The organism is Streptococcus sp. UMB0029, from assembly GCF_002871495.1.
GTDB lineage: Bacteria > Bacillota > Bacilli > Lactobacillales > Streptococcaceae > Streptococcus.
The window spans coordinates 15,300-35,087 of sequence record NZ_PNGD01000006.1; the positions used below are offsets into that span (position 1 = coordinate 15,300).

The window sequence follows — 19,788 nt, forward strand, 5'->3', positions numbered from 1 at the left end:
CTCAGTCCTCTAAAGGCATAAAGTTCCCAACGATTTTCCCTATAATGCGAGGATTCTCATCATAAGGCGCAAACTTATCTGAATAGTTCCGATTGAGTGAAACTAAACGAAGCCCATTTTCTTCACGATACACTTTCTTAATATAGGTTTGACCATCCCAATCTATGGCATAGATAGCCCCGTCATAATCAAATCCCGTTTGCTTAATAAGGGCTACAGAACCATTTTCATATGTCGGTTCCATTGAATTTCCAAACACCCATGATGCAAAGTCATAATCAAATTGATGATTAAAATAAACTGTATCGTAATTCCCATCATCAAAATAAGCTGTTCCTGTACCAGCTGATAATTTTTCGTAAACTTTATAAGCAAAACGCTCAGGAATTTCTACAACCTTCGCATTCTGTTTGTTCAACAGTTCTGTAGCATAATGAAGTGTTGCTTTTTGATTCTTTTTAGTTAGCTTGAGATAGGTTTCTACTATTTCATACTCTGATTCAAAATATCGAGGGTCTACATTCAAAATCTCACTCAATTTGCTTAGATTATTTTGATTAGGTTTCGTTTTACCTGATTCCCAATTAAAGTATGAGGCTCTACTAATCCCCAAACTAGATGCAAGTTGAGATTGTGATAACCCCTGACTTTCTCTTTTTTCTTTTAATTTAGTAGGTGAAAACATTTGTTCTCCTTTTGTAAGTTTATTAACTAACAAAAGGGTACCATAACTTGTTGAAAAAATCAAGAGTTTAATAACCCCCAAGATTTAAAATAATCATAAACTGCGCTAAATTCGTACTTATATTGCTATGAAATCATCACTGAAGAATGCTAAAACTTTTGAAAAAATATGAAGAAGAAAATAGAGAGTATAAAAAAGGATCGTTATTTTTTAATTGACGATCCAATAGACTTTATTTTAAAAATCTAACTCTACAAACCATTTCGATTAGTTAAATCTTTCAATCTTTCTTCTCCAGATTTAAGCATCTCTTTCTCGACCTGACTCCACTCCCCAAACAGTAAATCCTGAAGAACTGTTGCTGCTGAAGTTGTATTTTCTCTCGAATCATATACACAACTTCTATCTCGTTGGTAAATTTGAATTCTTTCAAAGATAGCTAGTTCTTCCAATTGTCGTGTATTATCAACTAGATGATTTACAATGAAATCATGATGTTCTTTTGGAGTTGCGCGTGCTTGATTTGGATTGATAGCGTATAGTTCTTCGTATCGGATAAGGGTGCTCAGATAGGACAGCTTAGGCTTTGTCGCAATCAAGGCTAATTGTATTTCATATCCCCTACTTTTCAAGAGTTGTGCTGTTTTCTTTGGAACATCAATAGTTCGTAAAGTTCCCTCTATCAAAAGATTGTATCCCAAATGACTCAATTCTCTTACTAAAGACTCTACCATTTTACCTGCAAAATATTTGGTGTATTCAACACTGTCTTTGCCATATTCTTGCTGAAGTTCTAAATAGTGTGGATGCTGAGAACGAAAACTATCTCCATCTATGATAACAATATTTCCTTGAAATTCTTTCTGTTTAATACGATGAATTGTAGTCTTACCGGCACCACTTTGCCCTCCGAGCAAAATCGCTATAGGTTGCTTACTGGACTTTTTTCCTCTTGTCAGTGAACGAAGATTCCGTGCTAGAGCATGTTTGAATTCACTGTCAGTATAATCTTGGATTTCCACTAGGCTACCATCCGTTTTTCAGATATCTCTAACATACGTTCAATTCCATCCAAATAGCCGCTATATCTCTCTATTTCATCAAAAGTTTCTACTAAATAGATATTCGTATGAATCAAGTCAGATAGATCATCACTCATTAAAATCCAAGGATTAGATTCATCATCAATGCTAATTCCCTGACTATCTTGATAACGATAGAGTCGAGATAAAAGATTAGCACCTCTTTCTTTCACAATTTCAATTTTTAAAGTCAATTCATAGTCTTCAACAGGATTGAGCATTTTATCTTCTCCTACAATATCGACATAAGATACATTAAACTTCTGACAAATGATGTCTATTAATTCGGTAGAGACTGAACTCGTTCCATTTTCATAACGACTCAAGCTATTTCGAGAAATTCCTATAATTCGGGCAAATTCGGGTTGTGTTAATTCATGTGTTTTACGTAAGGATTTTATGTTCTTTCCAATCATGGCAAACTCCTTTATTTTTATAATTCAATTATAGCATAAAAAAGCATAACGCACCAAAATTGGTGCGTTATTGACTGTTTTTCCTAAACCTCTCTAAATTCTTCTCCAATTGTTCCTTATGAAGTTGATTCTTAGCTTCCTTTAATGTGTCGTCCAAAGTTTCTTCTCTGTAAGTTGATTCTGTTTTTAGTTGTTCTGATCCTTGATCTGGAGTGAAAATGATATCTAGCAGTCGGTCTATTTTTTCAAGATCTTGGGAAGACATATCAGATAGTCTATGAATCAGCTTTTTAAATATATCACTATTGTCGTGATTTTTCTTAAAAAATGTTGTAAACATCTATAACCTCTCAAAAAAAGCAGCCTATCAGGACTGCTTAGTGTAATTCGGAAATCGCATCATAAATGGACTGCAATTTCTTATTGTCTTTATTCTTTGTGTCAATCAACGTATGTAGCTCTTCAATTTTCTTTTGACTGCTTTGAATATCGCTATTGTTATCCGCAATCAGTCTTTTAAGATGTTGCTGATAACTTGTAGTGATATCTGTCTCTTTTCCTGTTCTAACCTCTGTAACTTTGGGTTTAGAACTAGGATTTGATTCCGTTACAGGCGCTTGTTTTCGCTTTTGAAAAGCTGCTTCATAATTTACATCATTACCTCCTTGATGATTTCCAAATAAGGCCGCAATTTTATCTGGATCTTCTTGATTTTCTGACTTACTTTCTAATGGTTGATTAAAATTCCAATCTTTTGTCATTCACTCATTTCATCCTTTCTAAATTCAGAATCATCGAATTGTCTTTCTTTACCAAAGGCATGGTCAAGAGCTTCTTCAAAACTCATGTGACTAATGCTTTGACGCCTTTTGAACGTCGCAAACATCGCTGTCTCCAGTTGCTCTTTGTAAGCAGCGAGTTTTTCTGTCTCTCTTGCTACCTTACTTTCTTGCCTAGTGACCTTTTCTTCTAAGCGTTCAATTATGGTCATATACGATCCTCCTTCATTTTAATATTAGCTAAAACATCTTGATTTTGTTATCACAATTCTAAACATTGAGAGGTTTGTCTTACTGGTTGATTCCTCAATGTCTCTTTTGCATTCTCGATCATCAATTGTAAATCTGATTTCTTTTCTCGAAGAATATCGTTCCAGTCTCTTTTTTCTTTCCCAGATTCATTATCAGGTAAATCCAGTAAAACAGGCAATCCAGCTTGAGATAACTTATCAGAAAAATCTTTTCCAGCATCATCACAATCTACTGCCAGTGTCAATAAATCAGGATGATTATCAAAATAGCTGGTGGTATCACGAATTGTATTCATCAAAGGCAATAACTTTGAAGGTATTACTGTATCTAAAAATTCCAACTTCTGATTTTCTTCAGCTATCAGTCGTAAAGTTTGATAAGCCACAACAGATCTTTTTAATCCCTCCATAGATACCAAACGAACATCTGATAGATTTTGTTGATGCAGTTCGTAATAGCTCATCAAGTCGATGAACGATTCACAAAAGACCAGTCTATTTGGTTTACCAATGTCAAAGGATATTCCAACATGTCCATGGCTTCCTTTTAGAATCGTTTTTAACCTCTCTCTAGGAAGAGAATGATTCTTATAAATCCCTTGTAAGCTTGCTGCCTGCATCTTGTGACGATGATCAAAACTTTTAAAAACAATAACAGGTTCAACAGTTTCATTTGTTTTCCAACGAGCTTGTACTATCAAACCTTGTTGAATCATCTTTTGTACGATTTCTTCTGAAATTCCTCTACATTCTGTTAAGTAATATCTGGCCAGACTACAGTTAGAATCTTCTATTCCCTTTAAAGGATAATAAAATGGTTTCTCTCTTTTTTCTTGAACAGCTTCTTTTTGAAAAGGTTCTTCAGAAAGAAAAGCTAGAGCTTCTTTAAAGGAAATTCCCTTAACAAGTCGAACAAAATCAATGACATCACCTTGAATATCTCTTGAAAACCATTTAAAAGTATTGGTATTCGAAAAAATCCGAAATGAATCGTGTTCAGGATGTTCATAGACAAAACTAGAAACTTGTTTAAAGGAGATACCTAAACGATTGGCTACATCAAGAATTGAAATTTGCTTACATTCTTCTATTTCCATGCAATATCATCATTTTGTCGTAGTATTTGGCAATGATGGAACTGATGATGATTCTTCTAAGGTTTTGGGAGTTGTCTTATCTAAATCATCTAATCCAGATTTCCAAACCTGCACTTGATTGACCAATAACTTACCAGGTAGTTTAGAATAGGACAATTTAACCGTTCTGGTTTCTGTCTGATTGGTCTTTGATTGGTTGGCATTCTTTAAATCGGATACATAGGTTACATTATAAGAGACCATGGCAATGGCTTGATTCGTAGTCTGATTGACAAAGATATCAGCTTTTTCAAAATGATAATCCAAAATATAGTCCTTATACACTTGATTCATGGCATCGTTTTGACTTGTCAATTCTTGAGAATAAGCCGATTCAGTCATATAAGGTTGAATACGTATATTATTTTCCCCTAGTTTTTCTTTCGTATAGTACTGTGTCAAAAATTCTTTTACAGTATCTGATGACAAAATACTTGCCTTATCTTCTGCTTGTTTGTCCTCTACAAGTTTAGCTGCAGCCAATTCGATTTCTTTGCGACTTTGTTTAGCAGTAGAATGTTGCCCAGCAGTATATCCCATCATGAGAATAAAGCTAGTTGCAGCCACTGCTCCAACACTAATTAAGGCTTTAGTTTTGACTTTATTTAACATCTTAGACCTTCTTTCTATAAAAACTAGGTCAAGAATAACAAAAAGAACTTGTAAGTTTTATCACATCACAACGAAAGGTAATTCCTACATTTCAGGCGCAAAATCGTACAGTTCAGAGAAAAAAATAAAACTAGCTGTCTTTGAAGTATAATAGACTTATTGGAAAAAAATAAAATGCATACTGTACTATGCTATACTATAGTTAAGAAAACTATTTACAAAAGATCATGCAACTAACTTCTGAGAACTTTAAATTATTTATTAGTGTAAAAAAGGACACCTTCCCAACGAAGATATCCTGTCTAAATAAAGCTTATAAAACCAAACACTATAAAGGAGGACGTCCAAAAACGCTAAGTCTATAAAAACAGTTGATGCTAAACTTGCGTTATTTATTCTATTGACCAACTCTACGTCTCCTAGCTTTTGATTTTGGTCTTGGATTAGCGACAGTCACCGAACGATAATATTGGTAGAAGATACTCTTCGTTCTTCAGGTCTATTTGCCTTAGACAACTTAAAAGCAGCAAGTGTCACTATAGCTATTGATGTCATAGAAAGTCCTATTTCAACGTCCTAAAAGAAACCAAAGTAAAATTATTCAGGAAAAAAGAGACACACCATGAAGACACAAATCATACTCGATTTAACACCACTTCATGCCTGCTAATTAGTTTTTTAAGAAGGTCATACACATGATTTTACTCTTTTTAAGAAAGGATAGGTCAAGTTTGCCAGAGCAATCACTTGATTTTCTGTATTTGGATTATTTATGCATTATGAATATTCATAATATAACCTTCATTCCTGTTAAAAATTCTAAAAAGCATCTATTGACTGAAGAGGATAAGAAGTTTAATAGAGATACTTGTAATACGTATTAAAATTGAGCATTTTAATGCTAAGTATAAAACTTTTCAATTTATGGAATCATCAACTATGAGTTAAAATAATTTTCGAACAAAGGCTGTCCAAAAAACTTGATATAATGCGTTTTATTATGGGAATATTCATTTCATTTACTCCTGAAATTGAGTTTTTACCCAGACTCATTAATGTTATTGATATAATCCAATAATAATGATAATATCAAATAGTAATAAAAAAATTTGATAGTATTTTTTCATAATCTGTCACGCTTTCTAATGATTTTTTATGGTAAATGGAGATAAATATGATTATAGGTGAAACTTATAGAAAAATACGAGAAGGAAAAGGTATTTCTATTTCTTCATTAGCAGGTGCAGAAATTTCAAAGTCTCAAATATCTAGATTTGAATTAGGAGAGACAGAAATCTCATTTTTTAAATTATTATATCTACTTGAAAAAATAGGTGTAACACTAGAGGAGTTTTTGCTTTCATGTAATAATTATCAGCCTTCAGACTTCAATACCTTGATACGCTTAGTTCAACAGGCTGCATACAATCAAGAAATCAAATCATTACTTAATATGGTAAGCAAAGAGATGGAACTGTTTAGAGAAACCAAATCTCATTATCATAAGTTAAACGCTATTTTCATTGAAAGTATTATCTATGGAATTGATAATACTCATCAATTGAGTAATCAAGACACCTCTTATCTTACTAATTATTTATTTTCTGTTGAAAACTGGGGATATTACGAAATTCTTATTCTTGGAAATTGTTGTCGAGCAATATTACCAAATTTATTATTTAGATATGCCAAAGAGGCGCTTAAAAAAGGAAAGTTGTATAGTTCTATACCTAGAAATAAACAAGCTCTCGTTCAATTACTTCTTAATTCACTTCTTATTATGATTGAAAACAGCTTATATGAGGAAGCTTTATTTTTAGAACAAGCTACTAAGAATATATTATCTAATTCCACAGATTTTTTTGAACAAACTATTCTTTTGTATTTAGAAGGATTTTTTGAACTTAAATTTCATCATAATCAAAAATCAATTTTAAAAATAGAAGATGCTTTAAAAATTTTTGAATTATTCAATAAAACATTATACAAAAATTATAAAGATTACTACAAAAAAAATATTATCATTTTATTACAATGTGGTAATTCCTATTTTGAATAATTGCTTTTTTTGAAAAACTTTTTAATTCATCTAAAGAAATCAATTCCAGCTCTTCAGCAATACTATCCCAACTTGGAATATCAAATAATTTTTCTCTACAAATTGTTTTTAAATATTCATTTTTATTAACTTCACAATTTATGTACAATTCATTGATTACTCTTTTTTTAGCCTTATAAAATAATAGTTCATCAGATAAATCGGATTCATTAACAAGATTGTTCTCCAGTGTTTTAATCAATTTTTTCTTATAGATTGTAGGTGTTATAGTTACTATTTTTAGTAAAGTCATATTACTATAAAATATTGGGTATGATACAATACTATATATCCATTGCTTTTGTGTCCTTAACTTATGGCCTAATAATGAATCTTTAATACCAGTTAACATCGAGTTTAAGATACTTAACATTGCCATTTCATGAGATGATGCTACCATACCAGATATATCTAGATACATAGAAATTTCAGAAAGTTCTTGTTGTTTATCTAATTCCGTTAAACCAGTTGAAAAAGCCGGAGAGTTAATTTCTACAGATGATCCACTTAAAGGTAACATATTTTCAATACTTATGATTTCACTTTGTAGAAAACTTGGACCAGCAATAGCAATCTGGAATTCTCCTGCTTGAATATTTTTTATATAAAAATAGCATAAAAATCTAGTTATCCGCATAAAAACTGGACTTATCACACTTTATCAAGGTCAAAACCACTCAATTTACTACTAATTTACTACTTATGAATGAGCTTTGATACGACGATTTATCCTTGAAAAGTGAAGATATAAAGATACTTCCAATAAAATTTGAATATTTAATAGGTAGACACTTCAAAAAATGAGGTGTCTATTTTTTTACCCGATTTTGAAAGGAAGTGAACTTATGAAAACAAAAAATCAAGAATCAAAAGGTCGTTCCCCACTCTTTAAGACCATCAAACATTCATTCAGCCAATAAAAAAGAAAGGATAGGTAAAAATATGGAACTTAAATTTGTGATTCCCAACATGGAAAAAACATTCGGCAATTTAGAATTTGCTGGCGAGGATAAAGTCGTTCAGCGAAGAATCAACGGACGGCTAACTGTCTTATCAAGAAGCTATAATCTCTATTCTGATGTTCAAAGAGCAGATGATATTGTGGTGGTGCTTCCTGCTGAAGCTGGCGAAAAACATTTCGGCTTTGAGGAACGTGTGAAGTTAGTCAATCCACGTATTACCGCAGAGGGCTACAAAATCGGCACTCGTGGTTTTACAAATTACCTTCTACATGCTGACGACATGATAAAAGAATAAAGAAAGAGAGGAAAAATGATGAGATTAGCAAATGGCATTGTATTAGATAAAGACACGACTTTTGGAGAATTGAAATTCTCTGCTCTACGTCGTGAAGTGAGAATCCAAAATGAAGACGGGTCGGTTTCAGATGAAATCAAGGAACGTACCTATGACTTAAAATCCAAAGGACAAGGACGCATGATTCAAGTAAGTATTCCTGCCAGCGTGCCTTTGAAAGAGTTTGATTATAACGCACGGGTGGAACTTATCAATCCCATTGCGGACACCGTTGCTACTGCCACCTATCAAGGAGCAGATGTTGACTGGTATATCAAGGCAGACGATATTGTGCTGACAAAGGATTCTAGTTCATTCAAAGCTCAACCACAAGCAAAGAAAGAACCGACACAAGACAAATAGTCGCTAGGTAGAAAGGAGACTTTTTCGCATGAAACAGCGTGGTAAAAGGATTCGCCCATCTGGTAAAGATTTAGTCTTTCATTTTACGATAGCGTCACTCCTGCCTGTTTTCCTGCTGGTTGTCGGACTGTTTCATGTGAAGACAATCCAGCAGATCAACTGGCAGGATTTTAACCTATCACAAGCAGATAAGATTGACATTCCCTATTTAATTATCAGTTTCAGTGTCGCAATTCTTATCTGCTTGCTGGTAGCGTTTGTATTCAAACGGGTTCGCTATGATACGGTTAAACAACTTTACCACCGTCAAAAACTGGCAAAGATGATACTTGAAAACAAGTGGTATGAATCTGAACAGGTCAAAACAGAGGGTTTCTTTAAAGATAGTGCTGGTCGTACAAAAAAGATAACCTACTTCCCTAAAATGTATTATCGACTTAAAAATGGCTTGATACAGATACGGGTGGAAATCACGCTGGGAAAATATCAAGACCAACTCTTACACTTGGAAAAGAAATTAGAGAGTGGCTTGTACTGTGAGCTGACGGATAAAGAGTTAAAGGATTCCTATGTGGAATATACTTTGCTCTATGACACCATAGCCAGTCGTATTTCTATTGATGAAGTAGAAGCTAAAGATGGTAAACTTCGCTTAATGAAAAACGTATGGTGGGAATATGATAAGCTCCCTCATATGTTGATTGCTGGTGGTACAGGTGGCGGTAAAACTTACTTTATACTGACACTGATTGAAGCCTTGCTTCATACAGATTCAAAACTGTATATTCTTGACCCGAAAAATGCTGACCTTGCGGACTTAGGTTCTGTGATGGCAAATGTCTACTATAGAAAAGAAGACTTGCTTTCTTGCATTGAAACATTCTATGAAGAAATGATGAAACGTAGTGAGGAAATGAAGCAGATGAAGAACTATAAGACTGGCAAAAATTATGCTTACTTAGGTCTCCCGGCACACTTCTTAATCTTTGATGAATACGTCGCTTTCATGGAAATGCTGGGAACAAAAGAAAACACCGCAGTTATGAATAAGCTGAAACAGATTGTCATGTTAGGTCGTCAAGCTGGCTTCTTTCTAATACTGGCTTGTCAACGTCCAGACGCAAAATATTTAGGCGACGGAATCCGTGATCAGTTTAATTTCAGAGTGGCTTTAGGTCGTATGTCTGAAATGGGCTATGGCATGATGTTTGGCAGTGACGTACAAAAGGATTTCTTCTTAAAGCGAATCAAAGGTCGTGGCTATGTTGATGTAGGAACAAGTGTCATATCAGAGTTTTATACTCCCCTTGTACCAAAAGGATATGATTTCTTGGAGGAAATTAAAAAGTTATCCAACAGCAGACAGTCCACGCAGGCGACGTGCGAAGCGGAAGTCGCAGGTGTGGACTGATCTTGCTGGCTGGTGTGGCAATAGCCACGCCAGCACTTAACCCCCCGTATCTAACAGGGGGGTACAAATCGACAGGAAACAGTCAAAAAAACATTAGAAAATCCTTTGGTTACAAGGGATTTACAAAATTTCAGCGTATGTCAAATGGGCTTTAAAAGTTGACATACGCCTTTTTGATTGGAGGGATTTTTACTGAATGAACAAACTTGGTTACAGCATTTAAAAGAAAAACGCTTGGCTTATGGACTATCTCAAAACCGTTTAGCTGTTGCGACTGGTATTACAAGGCAGTATCTAAGCGATATTGAAACAGGAAAAGTCAAGCCATCAGAGGATTTACAGCAGTCCCTTTGGGAAGCTCTGGAACGCTTCAATCCCGACGCTCCCCTTGAAATGCTGTTTGATTATGTAAGGATTCGCTTTCCGACAACAGACGTACAGCAGGTGGTCGAAAACATCTTACAACTGAAACTGTCCTATTTTCTTCATGAGGACTATGGTTTCTATTCTTATTCAGAGCATTATGCTTTAGGCGACATATTCGTCCTTTGCTCCCATGAACTGGACAAAGGAGTTCTGGTGGAATTGAAAGGTCGTGGGTGCAGACAATTTGAAAGCTATCTTCTGGCACAACAAAGAAGCTGGTATGAGTTCTTTATGGACGTTTTGGTGGCTGGCGGTGTGATGAAACGCCTTGACCTTGCCATTAACGATAAGACAGGGATTTTGAATATCCCTGTACTCACTGAAAAGTGCCAACAGGAAGAATGTATCTCCGTCTTCCGCAGTTTTAAAAGCTATCGCAGTGGCGAACTGGTACGCAAAGAGGAAAAGGAATGTATGGGAAACACCCTCTATATCGGTTCATTACAAAGTGAAGTTTATTTCTGTATCTATGAAAAGGACTACGAGCAGTACAAGAAAAATGATATTCCCATTGAAGACGCAGAAGTAAAAAACAGTTTTGAGATTCGATTGAAAAATGAGCGTGCCTATTATGCAGTCCGTGATTTACTCGTCTATGACAATCCAGAGCATACCGCCTTTAAAATTATCAATCGGTATATCCGTTTTGTAGATAAAGACGATTCCAAACCTCGTTCTGATTGGAAACTGAATGAAGAATGGGCTTGGTTTATTGGGAACAATCGTGAACGATTAAAACTAACCACAAAACCAGAGCCTTACTCCTTCCAAAGGACGCTGAACTGGCTATCTCATCAAGTTGCCCCGACCTTAAAGGTTGCGATTAAACTTGATGAAATCAACCAGACGCAGGTTGTAAAAGACATTCTCGACCATGCGAAACTGACAGACCGACACAAGCAGATTTTGAAGCAACAGTCAGTAAAAGAACAGGACGTGATAACAACAAAAAAATAACTCAAATACAAATTCATTGAATATAGAGAGGAGAACATTTTTATGAATTTTGGACAAAACCTTTATAACTGGTTTCTATCAAACGCTCAATCACTGGTGCTTTTAGCAATCGTTGTGATTGGCTTGTATCTTGGCTTCAAGCGTGAGTTTAGCAAACTGATTGGCTTTTTAATTATTGCGATTATTGCGGTTGGCTTAGTCTTCAACGCTGCTGGAGTAAAAGACATTTTACTAGAGCTATTCAATCGCATTATTGGTGCTTAAATAAAACCGTTCTTTTGTGGAATATAAGTGGTTTTCTTATGTTCCGCAAAGGAATGGTACACCAAACGAAGTGCGGTAGGGATTTTTGAATCTCTACAAAGAAAGGACGTGAATATATGGACGATATGCAAGTCTATATTGCGAATTTAGGCAAATACAATGAGGGCGAATTGGTCGGTGCGTGGTTTACCTTTCCCATTGACTTTGAGGAAGTCAAAGAGAAAATCGGCTTGAATGATGAATATGAGGAATACGCCATTCATGACTACGAGTTACCCTTTACGGTTGACGAATACACTTCCATTGGCGAACTCAATCGACTATGGGAAATGGTATCGGAATTACCCGAAGAATTACAATCGGAGCTATCTGCTCTGCTCACTCATTTTTCAAGCATTGAAGAACTAAGCGAACATCAAGAGGATATTATCATTCATTCCGATTGTGATGATATGTATGACGTGGCACGCTACTACATTGAAGAAACGGGTGCTTTAGGCGAAGTACCAGCTAGTCTTCAAAACTATATTGATTATCAAGCCTATGGTCGGGATTTAGACCTTTCAGGAACGTTTATCTCAACCAATCATGGGATTTTTGAAATCGTCTATTAAATCTGTCGGTACATTACTACTGGCAGATTTTCTATTTTACGGGGTGGCTCAATCAGCTACCCCTATTTTTTATGAAAGGATTGATTACATGAAGAAAATACGAAGCTATACCAGTATCTGGTCTGTGGAAAAGGTACTGTATTCTATCAATGATTTTAGACTTCCGTTTCCCATAACCTTTACGCAAATGACATGGTTTGTCGTGTCACTCTTTGCAGTGATGATACTTGGCAACTTGCCCCCTCTTTCCATGATAGAGGGAGCATTTCTCAAATACTTTGGGATTCCTGTGGCTTTCACATGGTTTATGTCTACAAAAACTTTTGATGGTAAAAAGCCTTATGGATTTTTGAAGTCTGTCATTGCTTATGCACTGCGACCAAAGCTGACCTATGCAGGAAAAAAAGTAACGCTTGGCAGAAACCAGCCACAAGAAGCCATTACAGCAGTTAGGAGTGAATTTTATGGCATATCCAATTAAATACATTGAAAACAATCTCGTCTGGAATAAAGACGGGGAATGTTATGCTTACTATGAGCTTGTTCCTTACAATTACTCATTTCTAAGTCCAGAACAGAAAATACAAGTGCATGATTCTTTCAGACAGCTTATCGCACAAAATCGTGATGGCAAAATTCATACTTTACAAATCAGTACAGAATCCAGCATACGTTCTGCACAAGAGCGTTCCAAAAATGAAGTCACTGGCAAGCTCAAAGCGGTTGCCTATGACAAAATCGACCAACAGACAGACGCTTTAATATCCATGATTGGCGAAAATCAAGTGAACTACCGTTTCTTTATCGGCTTTAAGTTGCTTCTCAACGATCAGGAGTTTTCTATGAAAAGTCTTACCGTTGAAGCAAAAAATGCTTTGTCTGATTTTGTCTATGATGTGAACCATAAGCTGATGGGCGATTTTGTTAGTATGAGTAATGATGAAATCCTGCGTTTTCAGAAGATGGAAAAGCTCTTAGAAAATAAAATCTCTCGTCGTTTCAAAATCCGCAGGTTAGATAAGGACGACTTCGGCTATCTGATTGAACACCTTTACGGACAGACAGGCACTGCCTATGAAGAGTATGAGTACCATCTATCAAAGAAAAAGCTGGATAATGAAACGCTGATTAAATACTATGACTTGATTAAGCCTACTCGCTGTTTGGTGGAAGAAAAACAGCGATATTTGAAAATCCAGCAGGAAGATGAAACCGTCTATGTAGCTTACTTTACCATTAACAGCATTGTCGGAGAACTGGACTTCCCGTCCTCTGAAATCTTCTACTACCAGCAACAGCAATTTACATTCCCGATTGATACGTCAATGAATGTGGAAATTGTAGCGAATCGTAAAGCCCTATCTACTGTCCGCAATAAAAAGAAAGAACTGAAAGACTTGGATAACCACGCTTGGCAAAGTGATAATGAAACCAGCTCCAATGTGGCGGAAGCTCTGGAAAGTGTGAATGAGCTGGAAACCAATTTAGACCAAAGCAAGGAATCTATGTACAAGCTGTCTTATGTGGTAAGGGTATCAGCAAATGATCTTGACGAACTCAAACGTCGTTGTAATGAAGTGAAAGATTTTTATGACGATTTAAGCGTAAAACTGGTACGACCATTTGGGGATATGCTCGGCTTACATGAAGAATTTTTACCTGCCAGCAAGCGTTATATGAATGATTATATTCAATACGTGACCTCTGATTTCCTCGCTGGTTTAGGTTTTGGTGCTACTCAAATGCTGGGGGAAAATGAGGGGATTTATGTTGGCTACAGCTTAGATACTGGACGCAATGTCTATCTGAAACCTGCTCTTGCCAGTCAAGGGGTTAAGGGTTCAGTAACCAATGCGTTAGCGTCGGCTTTTGTTGGTTCGCTGGGTGGTGGTAAATCCTTTGCGAATAACCTTATCGTCTATTATGCGGTGCTTTATGGGGCACAAGCAGTGATTGTAGACCCAAAAGCAGAACGTGGCAGATGGAAAGAAACCTTGCCAGAGATTTCCCATGAAATCAATATCGTCACTCTGACTTCTGATGAGAAAAACAAAGGCTTACTTGACCCTTATGTGATTATGAAAAATCCCAAAGATTCTGAATCACTGGCTATTGATATTCTGACATTCCTTACGGGGATTTCCTCTCGTGATGGGGAACGCTTCCCAATCCTTAGAAAAGCCATTCGTGCAGTAACCAATAGTGAAGTACGAGGGTTGATGAAAGTGATTGAGGAATTACGGGTTGAGAATACGCCACTAAGTACCAGTATAGCCGACCATATCGAAAGTTTTACAGACTATGACTTTGCACATTTATTATTCAGTAATGGTTATGTGGAGCAGTCTATCAGCTTAGAAAAACAACTGAACATTATACAGGTTGCGGACTTGGTACTTCCCGACAAGGAAACTTCCTTTGAGGAATATACCACTATGGAGCTTTTATCCGTTGCTATGCTGATTGTCATTAGTACCTTTGCTTTAGACTTTATCCATACAGACCGAAGCATTTTCAAGATTGTAGATTTAGACGAAGCATGGAGCTTTTTACAGGTAGCACAAGGAAAAACACTATCTATGAAGCTGGTTCGGGCTGGTCGTGCTATGAACGCTGGGGTATATTTCGTGACCCAAAATACAGACGACCTCTTAGATGAAAAACTGAAAAATAACCTCGGCTTAAAATTTGCATTTCGTTCCACTGACCTTAACGAGATTAAAAAGACCTTAGCCTTTTTTGGTGTAGACCCAGAGGACGAAAACAATCAGAAGCGATTGCGTGATTTGGAAAACGGGCAATGCCTTATCAGTGATTTATATGGTCGTGTCGGTGTGATACAGTTCCACCCTGTATTTGAAGAACTGCTCCATGCCTTTGATACCAGACCACCTGTGCGAAAAGAGGTGTAAATGTGAAACCATCAATAGTAAACAGAATAAAATCAAACTGGACGCTGAAACGTCTAGGTAAAGTGGCAATGACAGTGGCTTTCACACTTGTGATTGCCATTTTTCTTTTAGCCATGCTGGGAACGGTGGTTCAAGCTGCGGGCTTGGTAGATGATACGGTCAATGTGGCAAATGAATACAGCCGATACCCACTTGAAAACTATCAACTGGATTTTTATGTGGATAATAGCTGGGGCTGGCTTCCGTGGAACTGGTCGGACGGGATTGGAAAACAGGTCATGTATGGACTATATGCCATTACCAATTTTATTTGGACAATCAGTTTGTATGTTTCCAATGCGACAGGTTACTTAGTACAGGAAGCCTATTCCTTAGACTTCATTTCCGCTACAGCAGATTCCATTGGTAAGAATATGCAGACCTTAGCTGGTGTGAGTGCAAACGGATTTTCAACAGAGGGTTTCTATGTTGGATTCCTCTTACTCTTGATTTTGGTTCTTGGGGTTTATGTTGCCTATACGGGACTGATAAAGAGAGAAACCACAAAGGCAATTCATGCCATTATGAATTTTGTGCTGGTGTTTATCCTATCGGCTTCCTTTATTGCCTACGCTCCCGACTACATTAAAAAAATCAATGACTTTTCATCAGACATCAGTAATGCCAGTTTATCACTTGGCACGAAGATTGTCATGCCCCATTCCGATAGTCAAGGCAAGGACAGCGTGGACTTAATCAGAGATAGCCTGTTTTCCATACAGGTTCAGCAACCGTGGCTACTGCTTCAATACAACAGTTCAGACATTGAAAGTATCGGTATTGACCGTGTGGAAAGCCTGCTCTCCACCAGCCCAGATTCCAACAATGGCGAAGACAGAGAAAAAATTGTTGCGGAAGAAATTGAAGACAGAAGCAATACCAATCTAACCATTACAAAGACCATTAACCGTTTAGGTACAGTCTTCTTCCTATTTGTCTTCAATATTGGGATTTCCATATTTGTATTCCTATTAACAGGAATCATGATTTTCTCGCAGGTACTTTTTATCATCTATGCTATGTTTCTGCCTGTGAGCTTTATTTTAAGCATGATTCCATCATTTGATGGTATGTCAAAACGAGCCATAACAAAGCTCTTTAATACCATTTTGACACGAGCTGGAATCACATTGATTATTACGACAGCATTTAGTATTTCAACCATGCTCTATACCTTATCGGCTGGTTATCCGTTCTTTTTGATTGCTTTTCTACAGATTGTGACCTTTGCAGGAATCTACTTCAAGCTGGGCGATTTAATGAGTATGTTTTCTCTACAGAGTAACGATTCTCAAAGTGTGGGAAGTCGTGTGATGAGAAAACCTCGTATGCTTATGCACGCTCACATGCACCGTCTACAGCGGAAACTTGGACGTTCCATGACTACTCTAGGGGCTGGGTCTGCCATTGTTACAGGTAAAAAAGGACAGTCGGGTTCGGGGAGTTCTGCAAGGACACAAGCAGATCACTCCCGACCAGACGGAAAGGAAAAATCAACACTTGGAAAACGTATCGGTCAAACCATCGGTACAGTAGCTGATACCAAAGACAGAATGGTAGACACTGCTAGTGGTTTGAAAGAACAGGTTAAAGATTTGCCGACCAATGCAAGATATGCAGTATATCAAGGAAAATCCAAAGTAAAAGAGAATGTCCGTGATTTAACCAGTAGTATTTCTCAAACCAAAGCGGACAGAGCCAGTGGACGCAAGGAACAGCAGGAACAAAGGCGAAAAACCATTGCGAAGCGTCGCTCTGAAATGGAACAGGTCAAACAGAAAAAACAGCCTGCTTCTTCTGTTCATGAAAGACCGACTACAAGACAAGAACAATATCATGATGAACAGACCTCAAAACAGTCTAATATTCAGACTTCATATAAGGAATCTCAACAAGCCAAACAAGAGCGTCCAGCAGTTAAGTCCGATTTTTCAAGTCCAAAAGTGGAACGCCAAGGCAATACCGTTCAAGAAAAAACCGTTCAAAAGCCAGCAACTTCAACCACTACAGCAGATAGAACTTCACAACGTCCAATCACAAAAGAACGTCCGTCTACTGTTCAAAGAGTACCACTACAAAATACAAGAAGTAGACCACCAATCAAAACCGCCACCATTAAGAAAGTCGGTAAGAAACCATGAAGTTGAAAACTTTAGTGATTGGTGGTTCTGGATTATTCTTGATGGTCTTCTCACTGCTTCTGTTTGTTGCCATTTTATTTTCAGATGAACAGGACAGCGGAATTTCCAATATTCATTATGGAGGTGTGAATGTTTCCGCAGAAGTGCTGGCTCATAAGCCTATGGTAGAAAAATATGCCAAAGAATATGGCGTTGAAGAATATGTCAACATACTTCTTGCGATTATACAGGTGGAATCGGGCGGTACTGCGGAAGATGTTATGCAGTCCTCGGAATCCCTCGGTCTTCCACCTAATTCATTGAGTACAGAAGAATCCATTAAGCAAGGTGTGAAGTATTTCAGTGAATTATTAGCCAGTAGCGAAAGGCTCAGTGTAGATTTAGAATCGGTTATCCAGTCCTACAATTATGGTGGTGGTTTCTTAGGGTATGTGGCTAATCGTGGAAATAAATATACCTTTGAACTGGCTCAAAGTTTCTCAAAAGAGTATTCAGGTGGCGAAAAAGTGTCTTACCCCAATCCCATAGCCATACCTATCAATGGGGGCTGGCGATACAACTATGGCAATATGTTTTATGTGCAACTGGTAACGCAGTATCTTGTCACAACAGAGTTTGATGATGATACGGTACAAGCCATCATGGACGAAGCACTGAAATATGAGGGCTGGCGATACGTTTACGGTGGAGCTTCCCCGACTACTTCTTTTGATTGTAGCGGACTGACACAATGGACGTATGGAAAAGCTGGAATTAACTTACCACGAACCGCACAACAGCAATATGATGTGACCCAGCATATCCCACTATCGGAAGCACAAGCTGGCGATTTGGTTTTCTTTCATTCTACCTATAACGCTGGCTCTTATATTACTCATGTTGGGATATACCTTGGCAATAACCGTATGTTTCATGCAGGCGACCCAATCGGTTATGCCGACTTAACAAGCCCCTACTGGCAACAGCATTTAGTGGGAGCAGGACGAATCAAACAATGAGAAAGGAAGATTTAATGATGAAATTTAGAAAAAATCAGAATAAAGAAAAACAGATACCAAAGGAAAAGAAACCTCGTGTCTACTATAAGGTCAATCCTCATAAAAAGGTTGTGATTGCCTTGTGGGTACTTTTAGGGCTTAGTTTCAGCTTTGCGATATTCAAGCACTTTACAGCTATAGATACTCATACTATTCACGAAACAACTATCATAGAAAAGGAATACGTTGATACTCATCATGTAGAAAATTTTGTAGAGAACTTTGCGAAAGTCTACTATTCATGGGAGCAATCCGATAAGTCCATTGATAATCGAATGGAAAATCTAAAAGGCTATCTGACAGATGAACTTCAAGCTCTCAATGTTGATACAGTACGCAAAGATATTCCTGTATCGTCTTCTGTAAGAGGATTTCAGATATGGACGGTAGAGCCAACTGGCGACAATGAGTTTAATGTAACCTACAGTGTAGACCAGCTCATTACAGAGGGAGAAAATACAAAGACCGTCCACTCTGCTTATATAGTGAGTGTCTATGTAGATGGTTCTGGAAATATGGTACTGGTTAAGAATCCGACCATTACCAACATACCTAAGAAATCAAGTTATAAACCAAAAGCCATTGAAAGTGAGGGGACGGTTGATTCCATTACAACCAATGAAATCAATGAGTTTTTAACGACGTTCTTCAAGCTCTATCCTACAGCGACAGCCAGTGAACTTTCCTACTATGTGAATGACGGGATATTAAAACCAATCGGAAAAGAGTACATCTTTCAAGAACTGGTAAATCCTATTCACAATCGTAAGGATAATCAAGTCACGGTATCGCTGACAGTGGAGTATATCGACCAGCAGACCAAAGCAACGCAGGTATCTCAATTTGATTTGGTACTTGAAAAGAACGGGAGTAATTGGAAGATTATAGAATAACAAATATTGGTACATTATTACAGCTATTTTGTAATCACGTACTCTCTTTGATAAAAAATTGGAGATTCCTTGACAAATATGCTCTTACGTGCTATTATTTAAGTATCTATTTAAAAGGAGTTAATAAATATGCGGCAAGGTATTCTTAAATAAACTGTCAATTTGATAGTGGGAACAAATAATTGGATGTCCTTTTTTAGGAGGGCTTAGTTTTTTGTACCCAGTTTAAGAATACCTTTATCATGTGATTCTAAAGTATCCAGAGAATATCTGTATGCTTTGTATACCTATGGTTATGCATAAAAATCCCAGTGATAAAAGTATTTATCACTGGGATTTTTATGCCCTTTTGGGTTTTTGAATGGAGGAAAATCAC

The 19,788-nt window shown here is 36.9% G+C and carries 22 protein-coding genes and 1 pseudogene; 14 read left to right on the forward strand and 9 right to left on the reverse strand.

What is annotated here, in order from left to right; translation table 11 throughout:
- Position 1 precedes the first annotated feature (1 nt).
- The 8 genes from CJ239_RS04855 to CJ239_RS04890 form a co-directional block, all read right to left on the reverse strand.
- The gene (locus CJ239_RS04855; RefSeq protein ID WP_102210748.1) at positions 2-685 is read right to left on the reverse strand and encodes a LexA family transcriptional regulator; all 684 of its coding nucleotides are present in this window, start codon (positions 683-685) and stop codon (positions 2-4) included.
- A gap of 251 nt (positions 686-936) precedes the next feature.
- Positions 937-1,707: a type II toxin-antitoxin system toxin PezT gene (pezT, locus tag CJ239_RS04860; RefSeq protein ID WP_102210749.1), complete on the reverse strand. Its 771-nt coding sequence runs from the start codon at positions 1,705-1,707 to the stop codon at positions 937-939.
- Positions 1,707-2,183, reverse strand: coding sequence for a type II toxin-antitoxin system antitoxin PezA (gene pezA, locus CJ239_RS04865; RefSeq protein WP_000579623.1), 477 nt, complete (start codon positions 2,181-2,183; stop codon positions 1,707-1,709). The genes pezT and pezA overlap by 1 nt, the downstream gene beginning before the upstream one ends.
- 67 nt (positions 2,184-2,250) lie before the next feature.
- Complete coding sequence (locus CJ239_RS04870) at positions 2,251-2,523, reverse strand: hypothetical protein (protein ID WP_000495438.1); 273 nt, start codon at positions 2,521-2,523, stop codon at positions 2,251-2,253.
- Positions 2,524-2,560: 37 nt separating this feature from the next.
- Positions 2,561-2,944: a DUF5945 family protein gene (locus CJ239_RS04875; RefSeq protein WP_000159212.1), complete on the reverse strand. Its 384-nt coding sequence runs from the start codon at positions 2,942-2,944 to the stop codon at positions 2,561-2,563.
- Positions 2,941-3,174 (reverse strand): DUF5965 family protein, encoded by a 234-nt coding sequence (locus CJ239_RS04880; protein ID WP_000152419.1) that lies wholly within the window; start codon positions 3,172-3,174, stop codon positions 2,941-2,943. The genes CJ239_RS04875 and CJ239_RS04880 overlap by 4 nt, the downstream gene beginning before the upstream one ends.
- A 50-nt stretch (positions 3,175-3,224) precedes the next feature.
- Positions 3,225-4,310, reverse strand: a complete 1,086-nt coding sequence (locus CJ239_RS04885) for a toprim domain-containing protein (RefSeq protein ID WP_102210750.1) — start codon at positions 4,308-4,310, stop codon at positions 3,225-3,227.
- A 9-nt stretch (positions 4,311-4,319) separates the two neighbouring features.
- The gene (locus tag CJ239_RS04890) at positions 4,320-4,961 is read right to left on the reverse strand and encodes a peptidylprolyl isomerase (RefSeq protein WP_078238484.1); all 642 of its coding nucleotides are present in this window, start codon (positions 4,959-4,961) and stop codon (positions 4,320-4,322) included.
- Positions 4,962-6,135: 1,174 nt separating this feature from the next.
- Here CJ239_RS04890 and CJ239_RS04900 point away from each other — a divergent pair.
- A complete protein-coding gene (locus tag CJ239_RS04900; RefSeq protein ID WP_000583376.1) occupies positions 6,136-7,020 on the forward strand; it encodes a helix-turn-helix domain-containing protein in 885 nt (294 codons plus the stop codon).
- On the opposite strand, the gene CJ239_RS04905 is transcribed toward CJ239_RS04900, so the two are convergent.
- Complete coding sequence (locus CJ239_RS04905; RefSeq protein ID WP_224781722.1) at positions 6,983-7,714, reverse strand: insulinase family protein; 732 nt, start codon at positions 7,712-7,714, stop codon at positions 6,983-6,985. The genes CJ239_RS04900 and CJ239_RS04905 overlap by 38 nt on opposite strands.
- A gap of 287 nt (positions 7,715-8,001) precedes the next feature.
- Between CJ239_RS04905 and CJ239_RS04915 the strand changes: the two genes are divergently transcribed.
- The 13 genes and pseudogenes from CJ239_RS04915 to CJ239_RS12420 all read left to right on the forward strand — a co-directional run.
- Positions 8,002-8,316, forward strand: a complete 315-nt coding sequence (locus tag CJ239_RS04915) for a YdcP family protein (protein WP_000420682.1) — start codon at positions 8,002-8,004, stop codon at positions 8,314-8,316.
- Positions 8,317-8,331: 15 nt separating this feature from the next.
- Positions 8,332-8,718, forward strand: coding sequence for a YdcP family protein (locus tag CJ239_RS04920; protein ID WP_000985015.1), 387 nt, complete (start codon positions 8,332-8,334; stop codon positions 8,716-8,718).
- A 28-nt stretch (positions 8,719-8,746) separates the two neighbouring features.
- On the forward strand, positions 8,747-10,129 hold the full coding sequence (locus tag CJ239_RS04925) for an FtsK/SpoIIIE domain-containing protein (RefSeq protein ID WP_016398735.1): 1,383 nt from the start codon (positions 8,747-8,749) through the stop codon (positions 10,127-10,129).
- 2 nt (positions 10,130-10,131) lie between these two features.
- Positions 10,132-10,284 (forward strand): hypothetical protein, encoded by a 153-nt coding sequence (locus tag CJ239_RS04930; protein WP_000879507.1) that lies wholly within the window; start codon positions 10,132-10,134, stop codon positions 10,282-10,284.
- A gap of 22 nt (positions 10,285-10,306) precedes the next feature.
- The gene (mobT, locus tag CJ239_RS04935) at positions 10,307-11,512 is read left to right on the forward strand and encodes a MobT family relaxase (RefSeq protein WP_102210751.1); all 1,206 of its coding nucleotides are present in this window, start codon (positions 10,307-10,309) and stop codon (positions 11,510-11,512) included.
- 42 nt (positions 11,513-11,554) lie between these two features.
- Entirely contained in the window at positions 11,555-11,776 is a 222-nt protein-coding gene (locus CJ239_RS04940) for a hypothetical protein (protein ID WP_001009056.1), read from the forward strand.
- Positions 11,777-11,892: 116 nt separating this feature from the next.
- Entirely contained in the window at positions 11,893-12,390 is a 498-nt protein-coding gene (locus CJ239_RS04945; RefSeq protein WP_000342539.1) for an antirestriction protein ArdA, read from the forward strand.
- Between the two features lie 88 nt (positions 12,391-12,478).
- On the forward strand, positions 12,479-12,871 hold the full coding sequence (locus CJ239_RS04950; protein WP_000723888.1) for a conjugal transfer protein: 393 nt from the start codon (positions 12,479-12,481) through the stop codon (positions 12,869-12,871).
- A complete protein-coding gene (locus CJ239_RS04955) occupies positions 12,855-15,302 on the forward strand; it encodes an ATP-binding protein (RefSeq protein WP_102210752.1) in 2,448 nt (815 codons plus the stop codon). Before CJ239_RS04950 ends, CJ239_RS04955 begins: the two co-directional genes overlap by 17 nt.
- Positions 15,303-15,304: 2 nt before the next feature.
- A complete protein-coding gene (locus CJ239_RS04960; RefSeq protein ID WP_000804748.1) occupies positions 15,305-17,482 on the forward strand; it encodes a CD3337/EF1877 family mobilome membrane protein in 2,178 nt (725 codons plus the stop codon).
- Positions 17,479-18,480 carry a lysozyme family protein gene (locus CJ239_RS04965; RefSeq protein ID WP_000769868.1) on the forward strand — a complete coding sequence of 334 codons (1,002 nt, stop codon included), beginning with the start codon at positions 17,479-17,481 and terminating at the stop codon, positions 18,478-18,480. The genes CJ239_RS04960 and CJ239_RS04965 overlap by 4 nt, the downstream gene beginning before the upstream one ends.
- Positions 18,477-19,412, forward strand: coding sequence for a conjugal transfer protein (locus CJ239_RS04970; protein WP_102210753.1), 936 nt, complete (start codon positions 18,477-18,479; stop codon positions 19,410-19,412). Before CJ239_RS04965 ends, CJ239_RS04970 begins: the two co-directional genes overlap by 4 nt.
- 313 nt (positions 19,413-19,725) lie before the next feature.
- Positions 19,726-19,773: pseudogene (locus tag CJ239_RS12420) on the forward strand (hypothetical protein); the annotation flags it as partial.
- Positions 19,774-19,788: the final 15 nt, after the last annotated feature.